General features: G+C 45.3%; 19 protein-coding genes and 4 pseudogenes. 13 read left to right on the plus strand and 10 right to left on the minus strand.

Annotation, left to right across the window (positions count from 1 at the left end; all coding sequences use genetic code 11):
- Positions 1 to 546 precede the first annotated feature (546 nt).
- Positions 547 to 843 (plus strand): hypothetical protein, encoded by a 297-nt coding sequence (locus tag HB631_RS17955; protein WP_213992553.1) that lies wholly within the window; start codon positions 547 to 549, stop codon positions 841 to 843.
- 256 nt (positions 844 to 1,099) lie between these two features.
- Here the strand turns inward: HB631_RS17955 and HB631_RS17960 are convergent, their stop codons facing one another.
- The 4 genes and pseudogenes from HB631_RS17960 to HB631_RS17970 form a co-directional block, all read right to left on the minus strand.
- Positions 1,100 to 1,816, minus strand: a complete 717-nt coding sequence (locus tag HB631_RS17960) for a restriction endonuclease subunit S (RefSeq protein WP_213992554.1) — start codon at positions 1,814 to 1,816, stop codon at positions 1,100 to 1,102.
- Positions 1,817 to 1,864: 48 nt separating this feature from the next.
- Positions 1,865 to 2,503: a restriction endonuclease subunit S gene (locus HB631_RS17965; protein WP_213992555.1), complete on the minus strand. Its 639-nt coding sequence runs from the start codon at positions 2,501 to 2,503 to the stop codon at positions 1,865 to 1,867.
- Positions 2,475 to 2,558 (minus strand): annotated as a pseudogene (locus HB631_RS27095) (hypothetical protein); the annotation flags it as partial. The gene HB631_RS17965 and the pseudogene HB631_RS27095, both read right to left, overlap by 29 nt.
- 34 nt (positions 2,559 to 2,592) lie before the next feature.
- Positions 2,593 to 2,903 (minus strand): annotated as a pseudogene (locus HB631_RS17970) (hypothetical protein); the annotation flags it as partial.
- A 456-nt stretch (positions 2,904 to 3,359) separates the two neighbouring features.
- Between HB631_RS17970 and HB631_RS17975 the strand changes: the two are divergent.
- Entirely contained in the window at positions 3,360 to 3,929 is a 570-nt protein-coding gene (locus HB631_RS17975; RefSeq protein ID WP_213992556.1) for a hypothetical protein, read from the plus strand.
- 93 nt (positions 3,930 to 4,022) lie between these two features.
- Positions 4,023 to 4,196 (plus strand): hypothetical protein, encoded by a 174-nt coding sequence (locus HB631_RS17980; RefSeq protein ID WP_213992557.1) that lies wholly within the window; start codon positions 4,023 to 4,025, stop codon positions 4,194 to 4,196.
- A gap of 269 nt (positions 4,197 to 4,465) precedes the next feature.
- Here the strand turns inward: HB631_RS17980 and HB631_RS17985 are convergent, their stop codons facing one another.
- Together HB631_RS17985 and HB631_RS17990 are read right to left on the minus strand one after the other, a co-directional pair.
- On the minus strand, positions 4,466 to 5,212 hold the full coding sequence (locus HB631_RS17985; RefSeq protein ID WP_213992558.1) for a class I SAM-dependent methyltransferase: 747 nt from the start codon (positions 5,210 to 5,212) through the stop codon (positions 4,466 to 4,468).
- 242 nt (positions 5,213 to 5,454) lie between these two features.
- Positions 5,455 to 6,153 (minus strand): Abi family protein, encoded by a 699-nt coding sequence (locus HB631_RS17990; RefSeq protein ID WP_213992559.1) that lies wholly within the window; start codon positions 6,151 to 6,153, stop codon positions 5,455 to 5,457.
- A 492-nt stretch (positions 6,154 to 6,645) separates the two neighbouring features.
- Here HB631_RS17990 and HB631_RS17995 point away from each other — a divergent pair, with 492 nt between their 5' ends.
- On the plus strand, positions 6,646 to 6,867 hold the full coding sequence (locus HB631_RS17995) for a ribbon-helix-helix protein, CopG family (RefSeq protein ID WP_213992560.1): 222 nt from the start codon (positions 6,646 to 6,648) through the stop codon (positions 6,865 to 6,867).
- A gap of 504 nt (positions 6,868 to 7,371) precedes the next feature.
- Here the strand turns inward: HB631_RS17995 and HB631_RS18000 are convergent.
- Positions 7,372 to 7,557: pseudogene (locus HB631_RS18000) on the minus strand (IS110 family transposase); the annotation flags it as partial.
- Between the two features lie 224 nt (positions 7,558 to 7,781).
- Between HB631_RS18000 and HB631_RS18005 the strand changes: the two are divergent.
- The 7 genes and pseudogenes from HB631_RS18005 (at position 7,782) to HB631_RS18030 (ending at position 12,059) form a co-directional block, all read left to right on the plus strand.
- Positions 7,782 to 8,858 (plus strand): Fic family protein, encoded by a 1,077-nt coding sequence (locus tag HB631_RS18005; RefSeq protein ID WP_213992561.1) that lies wholly within the window; start codon positions 7,782 to 7,784, stop codon positions 8,856 to 8,858.
- Between the two features lie 520 nt (positions 8,859 to 9,378).
- Positions 9,379 to 9,630 carry a helix-turn-helix domain-containing protein gene (locus tag HB631_RS18010; protein WP_213992562.1) on the plus strand — a complete coding sequence of 84 codons (252 nt, stop codon included), beginning with the start codon at positions 9,379 to 9,381 and terminating at the stop codon, positions 9,628 to 9,630.
- A gap of 78 nt (positions 9,631 to 9,708) precedes the next feature.
- A pseudogene (locus tag HB631_RS27105) lies at positions 9,709 to 10,217 on the plus strand (HipA N-terminal domain-containing protein).
- Positions 10,218 to 10,280: 63 nt separating this feature from the next.
- Positions 10,281 to 10,382 (plus strand): hypothetical protein, encoded by a 102-nt coding sequence (locus HB631_RS27315; RefSeq protein ID WP_345945721.1) that lies wholly within the window; start codon positions 10,281 to 10,283, stop codon positions 10,380 to 10,382.
- A gap of 258 nt (positions 10,383 to 10,640) precedes the next feature.
- Positions 10,641 to 11,132, plus strand: a complete 492-nt coding sequence (gene tssD / locus HB631_RS18020) for a type VI secretion system tube protein TssD (protein WP_213992563.1) — start codon at positions 10,641 to 10,643, stop codon at positions 11,130 to 11,132.
- Between the two features lie 19 nt (positions 11,133 to 11,151).
- The gene (locus HB631_RS18025; RefSeq protein WP_213992564.1) at positions 11,152 to 11,511 is read left to right on the plus strand and encodes a tlde1 domain-containing protein; all 360 of its coding nucleotides are present in this window, start codon (positions 11,152 to 11,154) and stop codon (positions 11,509 to 11,511) included.
- Positions 11,508 to 12,059 (plus strand): hypothetical protein, encoded by a 552-nt coding sequence (locus HB631_RS18030; RefSeq protein WP_213992565.1) that lies wholly within the window; start codon positions 11,508 to 11,510, stop codon positions 12,057 to 12,059. Before HB631_RS18025 ends, HB631_RS18030 begins: the two co-directional genes overlap by 4 nt.
- Positions 12,060 to 12,712: 653 nt before the next feature.
- Here the strand turns inward: HB631_RS18030 and HB631_RS18035 are convergent.
- Entirely contained in the window at positions 12,713 to 13,213 is a 501-nt protein-coding gene (locus HB631_RS18035) for a hypothetical protein (protein WP_213992566.1), read from the minus strand.
- A gap of 792 nt (positions 13,214 to 14,005) precedes the next feature.
- Between HB631_RS18035 and HB631_RS18040 the strand changes: the two genes are divergently transcribed.
- Both HB631_RS18040 and HB631_RS18045 read left to right on the plus strand, forming a co-directional pair.
- Positions 14,006 to 14,203 carry a hypothetical protein gene (locus HB631_RS18040; RefSeq protein WP_213992567.1) on the plus strand — a complete coding sequence of 66 codons (198 nt, stop codon included), beginning with the start codon at positions 14,006 to 14,008 and terminating at the stop codon, positions 14,201 to 14,203.
- Positions 14,200 to 15,540 carry a PDDEXK nuclease domain-containing protein gene (locus tag HB631_RS18045; RefSeq protein ID WP_213992568.1) on the plus strand — a complete coding sequence of 447 codons (1,341 nt, stop codon included), beginning with the start codon at positions 14,200 to 14,202 and terminating at the stop codon, positions 15,538 to 15,540. Before HB631_RS18040 ends, HB631_RS18045 begins: the two co-directional genes overlap by 4 nt.
- Positions 15,541 to 15,782: 242 nt before the next feature.
- Here the strand turns inward: HB631_RS18045 and HB631_RS18050 are convergent, their stop codons facing one another.
- Complete coding sequence (locus HB631_RS18050) at positions 15,783 to 16,082, minus strand: helix-turn-helix transcriptional regulator (RefSeq protein ID WP_213992656.1); 300 nt, start codon at positions 16,080 to 16,082, stop codon at positions 15,783 to 15,785.
- 362 nt (positions 16,083 to 16,444) lie between these two features.
- The gene (locus HB631_RS18055) at positions 16,445 to 17,569 is read right to left on the minus strand and encodes a cupin domain-containing protein (protein WP_213992569.1); all 1,125 of its coding nucleotides are present in this window, start codon (positions 17,567 to 17,569) and stop codon (positions 16,445 to 16,447) included.
- Between the last annotated feature and the right edge of the window lie 153 nt (positions 17,570 to 17,722).

Below are 17,722 nucleotides of genomic sequence, written 5' to 3' on the forward strand. Positions count from 1 at the left end.
TCCTTACCCGCACCGTTTTACATAAGATATGGCAGCTTAATACGAAGCGCTGGACTTGGCTGATGGCATAGTGTCGAGTATCATGGCACATAACGCACCAATAAAAACCTAGGAAAATTTTATCAAATCAGTCATCTGAAGCAAAAATGCCCTGAATTAGGCAATAATTAGATTACTGATAAACTTCATAAAAATATAGTAGATGTTTGAAGTAAGGATATAAAAAAGAACCTGCTGTATGTCTCTAACTATAATTACTAAGGGAAGTTAATATCATGGAAACTGATATATTTAAGCCAGTATTGTTTGTACTAATAGCAGTATTCCTCAGCAAGAAACTCAAAGAAATGAGCGTTAAAACAATTTTATTTATTGCTCTATTGGCTTTTTTGTCGAATTTATCTAAATTAAGCTCGCTAGAACAAATAAAAACAGATATCTTAACTAAAGACGGTTTTTTGCATTATTGCATATCGTCGGTCATTACTATGATTATCACTATAATCATCCTGCTGATATATGGATTTATTAAGAAAAGGAATATAAATGAATAATTCAAATATTGGACCCAATAATAGAGAAATGGCAAGAGGGCTTGCGAATGACATGGCTTGGGGCGCGGGATTTGGATTGGCAACTTCTGGCCCCGCAGGTGTTCCATTGGGCGCGGGTTTAGCAGCCGTACAGAATGTAATACAAGCAGCGAAAGGGCATTGTCCTCTAAATGTTCAGATGCCTAACATTCCTATGGGTCCTACCCAACTGAACCGAAGTAGCCAACCCAATGTGCATCATGAAACGTTGTCACCTTCAGAACAGTGGAAAAGAAATTTAAGGCCTTAATAAGTCTGGGCGATCAATTCGAAATTGAATGTAGACGTTCTGCTAACTTTTTTAATATATTAGCATATTAATAATGCCATCGATTCTAAAGCGTTATTTAGTAAGCGAAGAAGGGTCTAAAAGTATATATTGCTTTTAGATTCTAATGGATTCCACGACTATACTATATATAGTATTAAAAATGTTCTGCTTAAAGAAATGCGTGGATAACAGAAAATGTTTTAAGCGCACAATAGTAGTGCGCTTCAATTAGTATTTAGGCTTTTTTGTGCAACGTTTTTTTACTACTATTGGCGGCGCGTTCGGTTTTTATTCTATCCAGTAATGCCGCCGCACTGTTTTCACCACTTATCAGCTCCGGGTTTTCTATCCGCCATTGCGCCGTCAGTTCACCGCGAAATGCTTTTGCCAAAATGGATTGGGTGAGGTTATTTACGCGGGTAAGTGCGCTGCTGACCTCTTTTTCAATAGTATCGGCATAAGCGAAAAGTTGTTCGGTTTGGCGGATGATTTCGTGTTGCTCTTCTAAAGAAAGCAAAGGTACCGGCATTGCTTTAAGTTGTTTTACCCCTTTTAAATTTGGTATGGCCGAACCTGTACTATTCTCAAATTTTTTTTTTTGGAAAGGAGGGGATTTGACGAGGAGTTTGAAGAATTTATCATTATATAATAAATTATTAATCCGTACTCTTAGCAAAGCTTGGTTTATTATGCCTTTTTCACTTCCCTTTGGAACTTGGGTAATTCTTCCTAGGCTCACTCCCGAACAACTAATTAAGAAATCCCCATCGATAACTTGAAATGCTTTCATTTCGTTAAATTTTATCTCAGTTACGTAATAGCGTGCATAGGAGCAATCGTCATTGATTGGACAATACTGCTCATATACCTTATAACCGTGTTCAACAAACATTGCTTTTGTCAATGAGCTTCCAAATGGCCCCCTTTTGAAAGAGTCTTTATTATTATTCAAAATAGACTCCCAAGTTGTATTGCTCCATTCCTTTATATTATTTTGTGCTCACCATTTCTCCGTTAGTCTCCCTCTGACCGCAACACCAAATACAGTTTGACGAAAAAACTCAAGGATTCTAGCTATTTGCTTAAGAGGTGCTTTAACGCTGTCTACTTGCGCCAATAGCGTATCGAGTGCTTCAACGATGATTTTTTGTTCTGCAAGTGGCGCTAGACGAAATGGAGCATTCAAACCATCTGTTGTACCAAGACGGGGCATATTCACGCCATAACTGACCTCATCGACATAACTTAAAAAAACAGAATTTTTTAACCAATAAAAAATATATTTATTGGAGCAAAAAGGTTCTGCATTGATAGGGGTGATTTCAGTCGTACATACGCCATCTTCTTTGGCAACGATAATTTTATTTAAGTAAGGGCGTAGTTTCCCATATAAAACGTCACCATTCTTAAAGCTGTTTTTTGTACTTTTGAAAGGCCGGTCCATTGCCCTAACTTGATTAAGGAGCTTTGATGAATCCTTTTCAATATCTTCAAGCTCTAAAACCCAGGTATCAGGCTGAACATCAGACAAGCCTTGTTTAGTTGCCTTACCATAATCGACAATATTGCCTAATTGTGTATCTAACCACCCTTCAGGCAATTTCCCCCGCTCATGCCTTCTCCTCGCCAAACGCTTCATTTAGCAATGTGCGCTGAGCATCGGCTTCATCACCTGCACCCAATTCCCGCATCAGCGTGTGATATGCCTTACGTTCCTGTTCAGTCTGTCTGGGCGTCATTCAGGTCGTTATGATACTCATGCACCGCTAGGTTGCCGGTACGACGCAGTTTATGGAATACGGAAAGAATACTGCCATCGACGAAAGAAATTTTACCCAGTTCGCGCAGCAGGTCGTTTTGGTTCTCGCAGGGAGGGATATTTAACAATACGCCGAGGTGTTTCGCCGTGGCTTCACCGAACATCCGCATCTTGAAGGTGTGGTATTGGGATCATCCGGGTAGTTGTTTTCTGCGGCACAAGCAATGGCGTAAATAAAATCGTTAACGCCTTTCAAAAAATCGAAGTTGGATTTATTCATGCGCATTCCACGACCCAGACAGTCTCAGGGGATGCTGAAATATTAGGGTAATATGTTACAAAGTGAGAGCGTTTTATATTACGCCCCTGGTGGGTATGCGATCAATTGAAGAAAACACACCTAACTCAATATTTCTTAAGGCATTGTGCCTTGCAATCTTAAATTCGTAGGAGTGGTTTGCCGCACAATAGATAGAACAGGCGATTTAATGCTAAATGAAGTAAAAAAATCGTTTATTTCAGCATAATGCCCCGTATTGATGTCTGTTAAAATTCATCCGGGAGAGAGAGCTGATGACTCACTTCTGATCAATGGGCTTCGTTCAACATCGATATCAATTGATGCAACGGGGAAGGGCAAACATTCCCTTAACCTGGATAAGGTATTGATTAACATATCAGCGTTTCTGCTATATGATTCCAAGCAGGATGAAATAGCTTAGAAAGGCTGATCGAAGTGGATGATTTAACAATTCAGCAAATCCATGAACGGTGCCTAAGCACCACGCAACAAGCCATTGAAGGTTTTGGGTGGGATAACATCTCGGTTGGCGTGCTAAGCGAAGCAGATAAAGAACGGCTGGAAGAGGGCATCGACCACAGCATCCTCAACTGGCCGTGGGCGATGAATCGTTACAGAGGCAACGCCGACGATGGCATCCTAGACATCTCCCTCAAGGTAATCGATCATGATGACCCGGGCTCGTTACATGCGGTCATTCTTTGCAAGTATGATGAGCGGCGTGAACAGTTCTCTATCTGCATGTTGGAGAATTTTATCTCTGATGAAGAGACAGCTCTGACAGGCAATGCGCTGGTTATTGCCCTAATATACTCAACAACATTCTGCAATATTGTTGAATTTGAAGAGGTTTTTATTCAAGATCCAGTTCCTGATGCCCAACCACGTTACAGGTCGTATGGCTTTGCTCAAGTGTGGAATGATCACGATAAAATGTCGGCTGAAGTGCGGGACATTCTGGAAATGATCCGTATCAAGGTGAATGGCGTTGATCTTGATGAGTAAGAAGTTACCTCTATGGCTAACAGGGGCTGTTTGTTAAATGAACAGAGTTGATGTAGAATTGTATGCAATGATAGTAAGAAAAAAGGAGGCGTAATGATCAAGCAAACTAAAAGAATCGATTCTGACAAAGCGATGGCTGCTGCGAAACGCTCCTTAGATTTCTGGGCAACTATTGACGGCAATAAACTCGCCAAAGTGGGTCAGAAAGAGAAAGAAATGGATATTGTGGGACCGAGAAAGAAAGTAAAGTCGGCCAAATACGCATAATCTGTGTTCGTCATGAGTACATCTGACACAACAGCTTGAAAGATTGAGAGTTACCGGTTTTGGTAAGGGTGTCGAATCCCTTTACATAACACGAGGTGACTCTCATGCTTCTCTCTAACAATCCTGTCATTAAACACAAAGTGGGTTTATTGAATCTCGCCGAAGAGCTCGGTAACGTGCCGAAAGCAGCCTGCGAAGTAGACTTCCCAAAACCTTGAGCATTTTCAGCCTCAACCAAGATGCCCGACCGCCGCTTACGGTGCTGACAGCTACTTTTGTGCTTTGAGTATTAAAAAAGGCGGCCGGCGGCAGTGTTTCACTAATTTGGGCCGTTTCGCCAGGGCTTCTTCTGTCGGTTGCGGCTCAGACAATGCGCGCAGGGTAAAACCACAACCCAGCAGGGTATTCACATAGTTATCTGTCGTGCGATGGTATTTAATGACGTCGTTTATAAACCACGTGGTATGGCGTATCGACTGATCGTGATAATTATCCAGCGGCCAATGTTCGCCGGTTTCAGTGGTGATCCATCCTACCGGCCAGGCGGTACAAACCGGATGTTCAACGCTGAAAATAAAATACCCGCCGGGCTTTAGCGCATTATAAACCTTGCGGCATATCCCCGAATAATCCTCGACGTAATGCAAGGCTAATGACGACACCACCAGATCATAGATATTGTTATCAGCAGCAAAATCCTCCATCGAAATATGCTGAAAGGTAATGCCCGGATCATCCGTCAGGCGTTGTGTCTCAGCCAGCATACGCGTTGACAGTTCAATCCCCGTGACATGGGCGGCACCATTGGGCCGGGCGTAACGCGCAAAATCGCCAAAGCCGCTACCAAGATCAAGCACGTTCAAGTGGCTCAGTTCCGGCAGTAAGGCGCGGATCGCGGGCAGCTCTAACGCGCCATTCAGGCCGGAGTCATTCTGGCGTAATGCCTTATATCCTTCGAAAAAATCGGGATTATCGTACACATTCTGCTTGGATAAATCGTTGTGCCATGCGGTCATGATGCCAGTCTCCTTTGTTGTCAGTTTCATCAGCATTTCAGGGTTAGCTGGACTCTGCTTCATTGGTATTTGTCCATTATCGTCATGATGCCCTAAGTTGGAATGAGCGCGCGCCCCGCGAGCGAATTGATTTTAGTCCGCAGCGTGTTGCGGCAGCAATCCTCGATTCTACTAAAATCAGAGGGGCGCGCTATAGACAGGCGTGTCCACGATCCTGGCGGCAGTCCAAGTTCGCCAATCGGTTACTTTGCATTACAACGGCGAAGATAATTGCTTAAGGCCATTATTTCTCGTTTTGTTGTGCTGGTTCTCTTCATAATGATTGTAATGTTGGGACAGAGTAGTTTACTGACCTCACGGATATTCAATTGAAGTTCTAATAAGTTCATATGGAATATAGGCTCATGGTGAGCGATTCGATTGCGAAGTTGTCGTATTTTATCGATTTGCTGGTTAAATACAGAACGTTTGGGCGCCTTTCGAGGCAGGAATGATTTATGTAAATAGGGAACCCACAGTGAATGCTCAAACATAGAAACGGTTAAGTAATACCAGAACCCAAAGGTTAGCTCGGCAATCACTTTTCCGGGAAGTAGTTCGCTTCCTTTTATACTTTGCCTAACAGCAATATTTTGCGCTTTGATCAACATATTCTGACAAAGCGGATTTAATAATGCTAAAAACCGTTTTTCTTTAAACCATTCTGGTCCAAATCCAGCTGCGAGTTCTTTGTCGAATTTATTTCGGAGAGTAATTTCTATATAATGAATATCTGAAAATAATGCCGAACTAATCTTCGTATTAATTACATATAATTTTAATGATTTTAATTCACTATTATTTGTTACCTTAAGGTATTTACTTAAACGAGGTCTTGAAAAGCAAGAAATGATCTGTTGCAAACCATCTACGCCCAATTCAGGAAGCCTTTTATTGGCCAATTTGTGCTCCTTCTATATGCAATACCGCTGTGTTGACTAAACAACTGGGAAAGGTTAATATCATTCTTGTAGACCCCCGGTGCGACCTCTGCGCAAGCATGCCCCCGGGGGCTTGTTTTTTCTAGATACTTGCCTGCTTCTATTCAACCTTCATTTCAATGTCAAATATTTTGATAGTTGGCTGTTCCGAGTTTTTCAACTCAGCTAAACCAGACAGTTTTCTTTTTTTATATTTTATAAGCTTTTTTAGTAAATTAAAAATCAGAAGCTAATTATGTAGTAACTTCACTCTTTAATTTGATATTTTACTCAGATTCTATCAATTCGCCTGTTTAGATCCTTAGGTGTTATATTTTATTTATATAAGTTCATGATGAAAGGTACTACTTATGTCATCGGTCAGCCGTTTATGATGCTAATAAAATAAGTGGATCGGAGCACTATTGTGATCGATAATGATGTTCATGAAGAATCATCCGGGAGAGGGTACAGATGACCCGCATCGTGATCGATTTACCTGAAGAAGATCTCCGGCAATGGGATAATCTGGCCGCTATTCGCCATCTCTCCCGGGCAGAGTTAATCAGGCAAGCCTTGGCCGGCTATCTTGCGGATAATCGCGCCGGTAGTAATAATAATGCGTTTGGCTTATGGGCTGATAGCAACACTGATGGAATTCTTTATGAGAGTCAGATCCGCAAGGCGTGGGAATGAGCGTTCTATAGGCTTCGTTTGACCTCGATCAGTTTTAAAATGGCGTTGAAAAATAACTCGCAATCTGGTTTGACCAGTGCTAAATTCAGCATGGAAACAGGTTGGCTTTTCGCCTTCTTAATAAATTGGGGGCCTTTTTGGGGGCTTCGATAGAAAGGCTTTCTAACTAACTTACTAAAATTAAATAATTATTTGGTTGTTCGAGTCCGGCCTTCGCACCATTAGTACACAATCAGGTCACCCAAGGGTGGCTTTTTTTATGCCTGAAATTCAGTCTCCGCAAGGCTTTCTGTATTAGCCCCTTGTTGATCCATACATCGGTAATATTGGGTAAGGTAAGAATGATTGAGTGGCATTCTTTTAACAATGCGAGTTCACCACTTGCTTGCTAATTAACCAACGGTATTGACTGCCGGAATGAAATTCAAACCGTCCAGCTGAACGAAACCACTTCAGCCTGCTTAAGGATCAGCTCAACTGCACCAGCTGTTTTATCTGGCGGCTAGCTTCATAAACGACCTGGACTCGTCCTGCTTTTGATGTCAGCCGCTTGCAAAGGCGCTCAATGTCCGTCGGGGTGGTACCGATTTTGCCCATCAGCTCAACCGGTTCCGAGTTGATGGCATAAGCAACAGTAATCGATTCTTGGTGGACATCTAATCCGACATACAACGTGCAATTGTTGTTCATGCTGGTTTCCGTGAGGGAAATGCCGGGGTGCGGTTCATGTCGGCATGTCCCGGGCATGTGTCGATGAAGTGCTTTTTTAAACATGTGGCCGGGATATGCTTATGGTATCGACACGTTCTGGCTACGTGTCGATAAAACGCGTTTTTTTAAACATGATGCCGTGACATGTTTATAGCATCGACATATTATGACTATATGTCGATGAAAACGGTTTTTATAAGCATATGAATTGGAATCCAGAAACCCCTCACAACGAGTTGCCGATACTGCCGCCTGAACTGGAGCGCGTTGAAACGCGCAGCGTACTCAAAGCGTGTATAAGTGCGCGCGCAGCAATCGCAGAGTTGAAAACTGCCGGTGAGTTGATCCCCGATCAAGGCTTGCTGATAAGCATCCTTCCGATGCTGGAAGCGAAAGATTCTTCGCGCATTGAGAATATCGTAACTACCAGCGATCGGCTCTTTCAGTATGCTGACCACGCAGATGGCGCAGATCCGGCCACCAAAGAAGCGCTGCGCTATCGTACAGCGCTTTATGATGGTTATACCCGCCTTAAGGACTATCCACTTTGCACAAACACAGCGGTAACTATCTGCACCAAATTACGCGCAGTGCAAACCGATATCAGGAAAACGCTGGGTACGGGATTGCGTGATCAGAATAATAACGTGGTATATACGCCGCCGGTGGGTGAAGACGCCATTCGTAACTTACTGGCGAACTGGGAGCGGTTTATACACGGTGATGATGATTTAGATCCGCTGGTGAAAATGGCTATTGCACACTATCAGTTTGAGTGCATCCACCCGTTCCCGGACGGGAACGGGCGAACGGGTCGTATCCTGAATATCCTGTACCTGATTCAGACTGGATTGCTTTCGCTGCCTATACTGTATTTGTCCCGCTTCATCCTGGAGAGGCGTGATGATTACTACACCTTCCTGCGCAGGGTGACAGAAGAGGGTGACTGGGAATCGTGGATTTTATTTATGTTAGAGGCAGTGAGGAACACGTCTCGGTGGACGACTGATAAGATATCGGTTGTCAGAGAATTGATGGCAGAAACCACAGCATATGTGCGCGAGCAACTGCCGAAAATCTACACCCATGAACTTATCCAGGCGCTTTTTGCGCAGCCGTATTGCCGGATCGATAACCTTGTTGAACGAGGTGTGGCCAAACGCCAAACGGCATCAACATACCTCAAACAGTTAGTAACTATTGGCGTACTGGAAGAAATGACTGCTGGCCGTGAAAAGCTGTATATCAACACCAGGCTGCTGCGTGAGTTGGGTCAGTAACGTGGATGCTATGTAGTAAATACGCGTTGCTTATAAAATAGTCAGTATCAGCAGATGAGTACGTTTTGCATGCCGTCACGGGCAAAGTTCTCGGCGGTGGCATCAAGCATTTCTTGGCGCAAAGTGAGTGGCTGCCTGAGCGACCATCTTTAATACGGTGGCAGTTACTCAGAATTATTTACCGGGCATGAGCGTACCCAGATCACTACTGTTTATTTGGGATGATAAGTCGGGTTTAAGAATTTTGCTCAGACGCGGGAAATAGCGGTCAACCCACATTCAGTAGGGCTTTGTTCGACACTGAATTCAATTTTGTAATGGCTTTGGTAAACGCCTCGCAAGGTGATTGGTGCTCTTGTTTCCCAATTAACATTGTCGTCAGGAATATTCGCCCGATTATTCATTCATTTTCCAATTTATCCCCTATAAGGGTTAAAGTTGGTTTAACCCCTATAGAGGTTAATATTGAATTTATCCCCTACAGAGGTTATTATTAAAATATCCGCTATAGGGGGTAATAATGAAGGTGACATCTCCGGCATCACTGGCCAGTACGGTCAGGGATCAACGTAAGCTTAACAAGCTGAGCCAGGTAAAAGCGGCTGAACGTGTTGGGATCAAGCAAACGACAGTATCTGATTTTGAAAATAAACCGGAATCGACCAAGCTGGAGACATTGTTCAAAATCCTTTCGTCTTTGGATCTGGAGCTTCATGTGGTGAAGCGTGGCGCAACACCGGACGAAAAAATCGTCTGGAATAGGGAGTGGTAAGAGAAGAGGACATCGGCACTGACAGTCGCGATGAATAGCGTTGTTGTTGGTACGCTGTACCGGGATGGCAGCGGTGCGATGTTATTTCAATACACGCCTGAATGGCTGTCTGAGCCTGGCTCGCGTGCTAGCCTCTCCAGCATGGCAGGATCAAAGGGAAGGAAGTATTGAATTTCTTCAGTAATTTGCTGCCGGATTTTGAGGCAATTATCGCCAGGATGCAGGCCCGGTTTCATGTTAAAACGGCATACCCCTTTGACTTGCTGGCAAGCGTTGGGCGCGATTGTGTAGGGGCGGTTCAGCTTTATCCCCAGGGAATTGATATTGCTTCGGTCATGGATACTCTTGCGGAGCACCTGGATGATATCCAGATTGAAGCACTGCTCGACGGTTATCAAACCTCTCCATTAGGGATGACGGGGGGAGATGATTTCCGGATTTCATTGTCAGGAGCCCAGGAGAAAACGGCTCTGCTTTGGTATCAAGGCCGCTGGCAGAGGCCACATGGCAGCACGCCGACCAGCCATATATTCAAGCTACCTATTGGCATGATAGCGCAGAACCACATCAATCTGAGCGAAAGCTGAGAGAATGGATGGTTATGTTCTCGCATCGCCAGTGCATTCGGATTTCCCGTCGCCAGTGCCGATCTGGCTGTATTTGGTCAAAAAAAGGTGCTAATTGTCCAACGTTTTGATCGGCGATGGTCCAAAGACGGCTGGTTAATGCGATTGCCGGTTATCCTTAAATAAAATGGCTTACCCCCTGCTAGCAGGGTGCTTAAAGTCAATGTCCTACGTTGAAATTTGCAGCAGTCGACCTTTATAACAGTGCTAAAAATTTAACCTCTGCACATATCAATCATACTAATTTTAGCAATATAACATTTTTTGCTAATTAATATTATCACCAATTTAGTCCAATCCCTTGGAATGATATTCATTTGTCTTTACGGCGAAATAAAAAAACAGCATAATAACCGGATGAATGTAAAAGGGACTTTTTAAAATATGGCTATACCAATTTATTTATGGCTTTATGATAATATAGGAAATCAGATAAAGGGTTCAGTAAATGTTCTAAGCCGTAATCATAGCATTGAGGTTGTGGCTTTACGTCATATGATTGAACTGCCCACTGATCTACATACAGGAAATATTACTGGTACAAGGATACATCAGCCTGTTAGTTTTGATAAAGAAATAGATTCTTCATCTCCCTACATTTATCAAGCTTTAACACAGGGAAGAACGCTTAAATCCGCTGAGTTCAAATATTATCGCATTAATGGTGCTGGTTATGAGGAACACTATTTCTCCTTGATTTTAGATGGCGTAAAAGTCGAATCTACTACATCCCTAATGTATGATATTTATGATGCATATGGAGAAAAAAGAAATCATATCGAATGTGTTGATTTGGACTATGAAAAAATAACATGGCTTTGCGTTGATGGAAACATCAGGCATACAGATAGCATAAATGAATGTTCAGCCGCTTAGTCAAAAGGAGATATAATATATGACATGGACGTACAAACAAAGCACTGGGGAGCTTTTTTATAACGGTAACTTTATTGAAAAAGGTTACTCGGGGCGAATGACGAATAAAAATAACCCGGATCGACAGCAGGTAAAAGGATTGGGGCCTCTACCCAGAGGTACATATTGCATAGCCGGACAAACGAGATCCAAAGGTCCCATGACAATCGTACTTTCGCAAGTATCAGGTGATACATTTGGCCGTAATGCTTTTCGCATTCATGGGGAAAGGGTGCAAGGCGTTCCGGGTTGGGCTTCTGAGGGATGTATCATTGTTGGCCCGGGAACAAGGCGACGCATTCTTGATTCTAATGATACAGTTCTGGAAGTGATAAGATGAAAATTTCTATTTTCAGTTTTCTTTTCTTATTCTTGTCCATCGCCCATGCCATGTGCCCTGAGTCCCTCAAATATGCACATAGGGATCAAATTGAAAGATTATTATCAAATCGCCAAAATTTTCTTGAATTAATAGAAGGTGTGCATGAGGCAGATAAAGAATGGCTAATGGTTGTTCCAAATATTGTGGGGTATGTAAGCGCGGAACAAAGTAATAGTTTGAGAGATGCGTTAATACACTCACTTCTATTTTCTACGAATGAAAGTTTAACTGCCCTTCATGCTATTGATAAGGAAATAATCAAATATGGCCATTCATCAGTTAGAGATAAACTCGGTACCGACTCTGTTTGTGCCTATATGATCAATACGGAAAAATATGATAGAAAATCCTTTTTTGGATATTACCTAAAAGCAAAAGAAAATCTTATTAAATCTGGCGTAAGAGGCAAAAACTGCCTGGAATTAATGGACAGTTCGGTTGAAGAAACGCTTTATGAAGAAAAGATTGGATGTTTGACTTGGGGGAAAGAGAAATATGCTTTTTGATATTTATCTCTATGATAAATTACTCTCCAATTTAGTGCGGGGAGATATCTGACTAAGCAACAGTTGGGTAGATTCAGCATCACTTTACAGGCAATATTATGTTTGAGTGGATTCACTGTGTTGCCAAGTTAAATAATATTTCAAATGTAAATATTAGACTTTACTTTTTTGTACGGTTTCTTTTTTGAAAAAACGGGAATTAAAATTGCCCTTTTTAGTCAGAATCTTCGCATCAACAAGCATGTCAAACCTTTCCTGAGTAGTTAATTTTTTTGCTGATTCTTTAGCTGACTTGAGTAACTCTTCACTATTGATATAAGTTCTTCTCTTGCATTTCGTCAATCATTAATCGTTGCCATCTTCTGCACAGTAGATAAAATAATGAGTTTGAGCACGTGTTTTACTATCGTAATCTTTAAAGAGGGCAATCTGCTCTGTTAAAGGGGGTAAAATTCAAGAAAATTACCCCGTTTATTTGATTCATTATCCCCTTTAGGCAAAACCAGGCGTTTGCAATGAAATGCCTTGTATGAGGGCCAATTTCATCATGGATAAGGGAAAGGGGTTTTGGGTTGATCGTTCTATCTGTTTTTACAAGGGCAAATCAAACCGCTCACCCTGAACAGTGCCACCCGCTACCACTCAGGGGGCCATCAAGGCACCCATTCCCAGTCTTTCTTTACCTTTTCCACTTCCGCAATCAGCTTCACCCCTTTGCTGGTACGCACCCAGCGAGGGGCTTTCAGTTCGCTGGCGAAGTAGCTAACGAGTTCGAACATCAACCCAATCAGGGTTTGCTCCATTTCCGGCGTTACCACCCGGTTTGTCAAAAGACGCGCCAGCGTCAGACAATATTCGCAGAGCAGATCGGCATCGGGTTCAAAACCAAGCTTCGGCGATGGGAGTTCATCAACGGTAAGGCTTTCCATCACATGAGGCGGAAGGGGGTCATTCATGGTAGGCAGCAGCGTTGCCAGGCAGTCTGCCAGCCGGACGTAGAGCGCCTGCCGCTGCATGGGTTCGTCGACCTCCAGCAGGGTTTCGGCAAATTGTTCGCTATAGTCAGCCAGCAGGGTGAAATCCGTTTCAACGCTGAAGGGTATGGCAAGCAGCGCATCGGTGCGCTGCCGTGAAGATGACGTAAATGTAGGCATAAAAATCTCGCTAGTTTCTTTGAGTTAAAAACAACAACACCAAAAATTATGGTGCCGGGAGGCTCAAAACGGTCTAGCGAACCGCGGACTTATTTCCCCGAAGGGTATTGTATTAGTCGCCCTCCCGACGTTAATCGGGCAGCTTGAACCCTCCGTCTAAATAGACGGAGGTCAAAAAAAGGCCAACTCTTTCGGGGCTGGTCCTGGCCGCGCTAGACGAGGTTTTGAGTCCTCTATTGGATAGGCTATAACAAGTCGCAGTGGAAATCAACGATAACTTATTGATAATACAAATGTCTTCCTGTATACCCCCGACATTTAAGTCCCGCAAGCAGGGGCTGATTCTCGCAGATTGGTGTACCGGCGGTCAGCACCGGCCTAGGACCGGAGTGTCCATAGATCACATTTGTTTAGTTAATCGGGATTACCCCGCTATCAGCCGTGGGAACAAACTCAGTGGTGTCATTTGAGCGCATGGGTGCGCGAATAGTATTGCGTGGGAAATCCTGCGTGTGGCTTACGGTTTTCACCTCTGGGCTAATAAACTCATTAACGTGGGTGATTCATGACAAAACCGATGGCTATAAAAAAATAAGCCGCGGAGGGACCTTTCCTAATAATTGGATAAATATGCAAAATAACATTGAAAAATATGATTTTTTCCTCTTGCCTACGGAAGGCGGTTCTGACAAATTAGGAGCCATTCGAAGAGTGAGAAAACAGCTTTTAGTTTTGATGCGCCGAACCTATTCTTTTCTCTTCCTATCCTAATTGCGGACTAGGAGAATTGTTATGCCCAGCCTTATCGATACTGCCATCCGGCAGGCGGAGAAGCGCTTGCAATTGAGCGGGAAGCAAGAAATCCTAACCGACGGCGAAAAACGCGTAATCGGTTGGCCCGCTGTCGTTCCAAAGCCCATATTAAAACGTGCAGGCATGGTCAAATGGGACAAGTTTGTGACAGCGATGCACTTGAAGGTGTCTGCATGAGCACTCGGCGCTCCAAGTCTGTCACTCCTCGTGCCACGAACACGGGGCGGGCTGTCGAGATCGACGCACAAAGCTATTTTGCCTTCGTCAACGACCTTAAGAATAAGATTGTCCAAGCCAGGCACCGCGCCAGCCTTTCTGTGAATCGAGAGTTGATTCTGCTCTACTGGACTATCGGAAGTGATATTTTGGCACGGCAAAAGCGGGAGGGTTGGGGTGCCAAGGTTATCGATCATTTGGCCGACGATCTCGGGCGCGCTTTTCCCGAGATGACGGGGCTGTCCGCCCGCAATCTAAAATATATGCGTGCATTTGCGCAAGCCTGGCCCGATGGCGAATTTGTGCAACAGGTTGTTGCACAATTACCCTGGGGCCATAACGTCCGCCTTCTCGACGCCGTCAAGCCGTCTGAGGAGAGGGCTTGGTATGCCCGGCAAGCGATCGAACATGGTTGGAGCCGCAACGTTCTCACCCACCAGATCGGCAGCAATCTTTTTGTCCGTCAAGGCAATGCGATGACCAACTTCTCGCGGACCCTCCCGGCCGACCAATCCGAGCTTGCCCAACAAATCATTAAGGACCCCTATACATTTGATTTCCTTGCGCTTGGCCCTGAAATGCTGGAGCGTGATCTCGAACGCGGTCTGATCGAGCATCTGCGGTTGCTCATTCTGGAACTCGGAAAGGGATTTGCCTTCGTCGGCAGTCAATATCACCTCCAGATTGGTGGTCAGGATTACTATCTCGATCTCCTCTTCTATCATTTGCGCTTGCGCTGTTTCGTGGTGATCGAGTTGAAGATAGAGGACTTCAAGCCCGAGTTCGCGGGGAAAATGAATTTCTACCTTTCAGCCGTGGATGATCAGCTACGCCACCTTGATGACAAGCCGACCATCGGCATCATCTTGTGCAAGGGACGCAACGAAGTCATAGTCGAATATGCTTTACGAGATTCTACTAAGCCGATGGGTGTTGCTCAGTATCAAATCTCTGAGGCCCTACCACCTCAGTTTGAAGAGGATCTTCCGACGCTCACAGAATTCGCGCGCGAATTCCCGCTGATGTCGCTGGTCAAACTTCGCATCGAAATCGAGCGCGCACTTCGCAAATTCGCTGAGAAAAGGGGCATCGCCTTCGATCGGCCAACTGGCATCATGGATATGTTGCGAGACCTGCGACAGCAGGGAGCCATGCCCGCCAGCACCGAGCAGATGCTTGGCGCGTTGAGCGTCATGAACGAAGCTTCACATAGTGTGGATGTGGATGCAGATGCGGCAACGCGTGCCGTTGACATTGGCACGTTGTTCCTAGCCGAGCTCACAACCACCGATGACTGAATGTATTAACCTCCGGATGATCCAGACACGTTGACTTGATGACGTCTCTTCAGTACAGCCAAATTTAGAGGTGATCTGCAAGGAGAGTCGCACAGCCATACTTGCACGATCACGAGCCGCGTAGAAATTGAAAGTTATTTAAACATTCTAATGGTTGATAGCTTATCCCATGGGTTGTTGGCCAGTCGCGAAACAATTGGCCGTTTATTCAGCGGGAATAGTCAGATCTGAGCTAATACATATTAGAGTTGGATAGCAATCCTTTTCCCCGTTGGGAGCGTAACATCGATGCTTAGTTCTCCGCCCAACGCCACAACATATCGTTTTAATGTAGACAGGCGCGGATCGTTATCGGGTTGCTCCATTCGTGCAACGCTTGGCTGCTTAATACCCAACGCCGCAGCCATTTCGGTCTGTGAAAGGTTCATCTCTTCCCTGAGCTGGCTTAGAGCAATTTCTCGCCGCAGTACTTCGACCTTTCCAGCGACCCGGCTTTGTACTTCCGGACTTTCCTGGGCCAGTAATTCTTTATAGGTTGCCATTGGTTGGTTGTGATGACGTCCCACATGTCATGCCTCATAGCCTATTCACTATAAGTAGAATATAGCTTATTCGCTATAGTATCAATACGCGACCTCTTTTTATTTAGCGGCTAAGGACTAGGAAGCCGCGCCAGACGAGGGCGGGCAAGGGCGCCAAAGGCAAGTAAAGCGATCCCTTGCGGGAACCTGGTTGGTGGTGCTACGCCCGGCCCTCCGCGTAAGGGCTGGCCGTGAGATGAATAACAGGGAAAATATAGAATGCACACAACCGACGCGACCGAACGGCAAGGCGTTCTTCATGGCCGGTTTGCCGGGTAATTACTGTGCGCCGGCGCAGCCTGATAGTGAATTGATGTGATCAATCATGATTCGTCAAAGAACCAATAGCCCTGATTCACCAGCCCGGTCAGCTCCGCCGCAAAAGCCGGGTTATGCAGCGCCTCTACCAGCTCATTTTTACCGATACGGGTATACTGGCATAGCGCGTCGGCGGCTTCGGGATTGACCGTTTTCAGTGGTTCGCCGTTGATGAAGAAACCGTCGCCGACCTGCAGAACCCTTAGCCCGCTCAGTCGTTTCAAGACTTGCCCCTCCATCAGCGCGCCGATAATCTCATCTTGTGTGTAAAGTGGCTCTGCGGGAGCGATATCCAGCTCGTGGCGCGGCGTTGTCGCGAAGCGGCCAAACCATTGTTTAAAATCCTCGGGCTGATTAATCATATCGATCATCATACCGCGCAGGCGATTAAGCTCATGATCTTCAACCCGGCCGGGATGTTCGCGGCAGGTTAAATCAGGATCGCTGTAATGCTCGCCGCCGAGATCGTTTTCCAGCGCATAGTCGGCGAAACTGCTGATTAAATCCCGGCCGTTGGGTCCGCGGAAACCGACCGAGTAGTTAAGGGCGGTTTCGTGGGTGAAACCGTCGTGGGGGAAGCCCGGCGGAATATACAAAATATCCCCCGGCTCAAGGTCTTCATCAATGATGGGCGTGAACGGCTCAACGTGCAGCAGCGCCGGATGCGGGCAAAACTGCTTCAAGGGCAGTTTGTCGCCGACGCGCCATCGGCGCCGGCCCATTCCCTGGATGATAAAGACATCGTACTGATCGATATGCGGTCCGACGCCGCCGCCCGGTACGGAATAGGAGATCATCAGGTCGTCTAAACGCCAGTCCGGCAGCACCCTAAACGGACGTACAAGTTCGGCGGACGGGGCATGCCAGTGGTTGACGGCCTGGGCCAGCAGCGACCAGCCGGTTTCGCCCAAATTATCAAAATGCTCAAACGGCCCGAAGCTGGCCTGCCACTTCCCATTGGCATGGCTGACCAGGCGGCTGTCCACTTCCGCTTCCATTGCCAAACCCGCCAGCTCGTCCGGCGTAATGGGATCGACAAAGTCCGGGAGAGCATTCTTTAAAATGACGGGTCGTTTTTGCCAGTATTTTTCTAAAAATTCGGGCCAGTTAAGGTTAAGTTGATAAGCCATGCTGTTACACCAATGAGAAGACAAACGGCCCTGATTATATCGAGTCTCCCCTCGGCCGCCTTGTCATGGGTCAAGGCTGTGCATTCAGCCACGCAAAAATGAATACGGTCAGTCCGTTTCCGGGGGTAATATTGTCCGGCAAAACCGTATACC

Origin of the sequence: Sodalis sp. dw_96, assembly GCF_018449575.1 — a bacterium.
Taxonomy (GTDB): domain Bacteria; phylum Pseudomonadota; class Gammaproteobacteria; order Enterobacterales; family Enterobacteriaceae; genus Acerihabitans.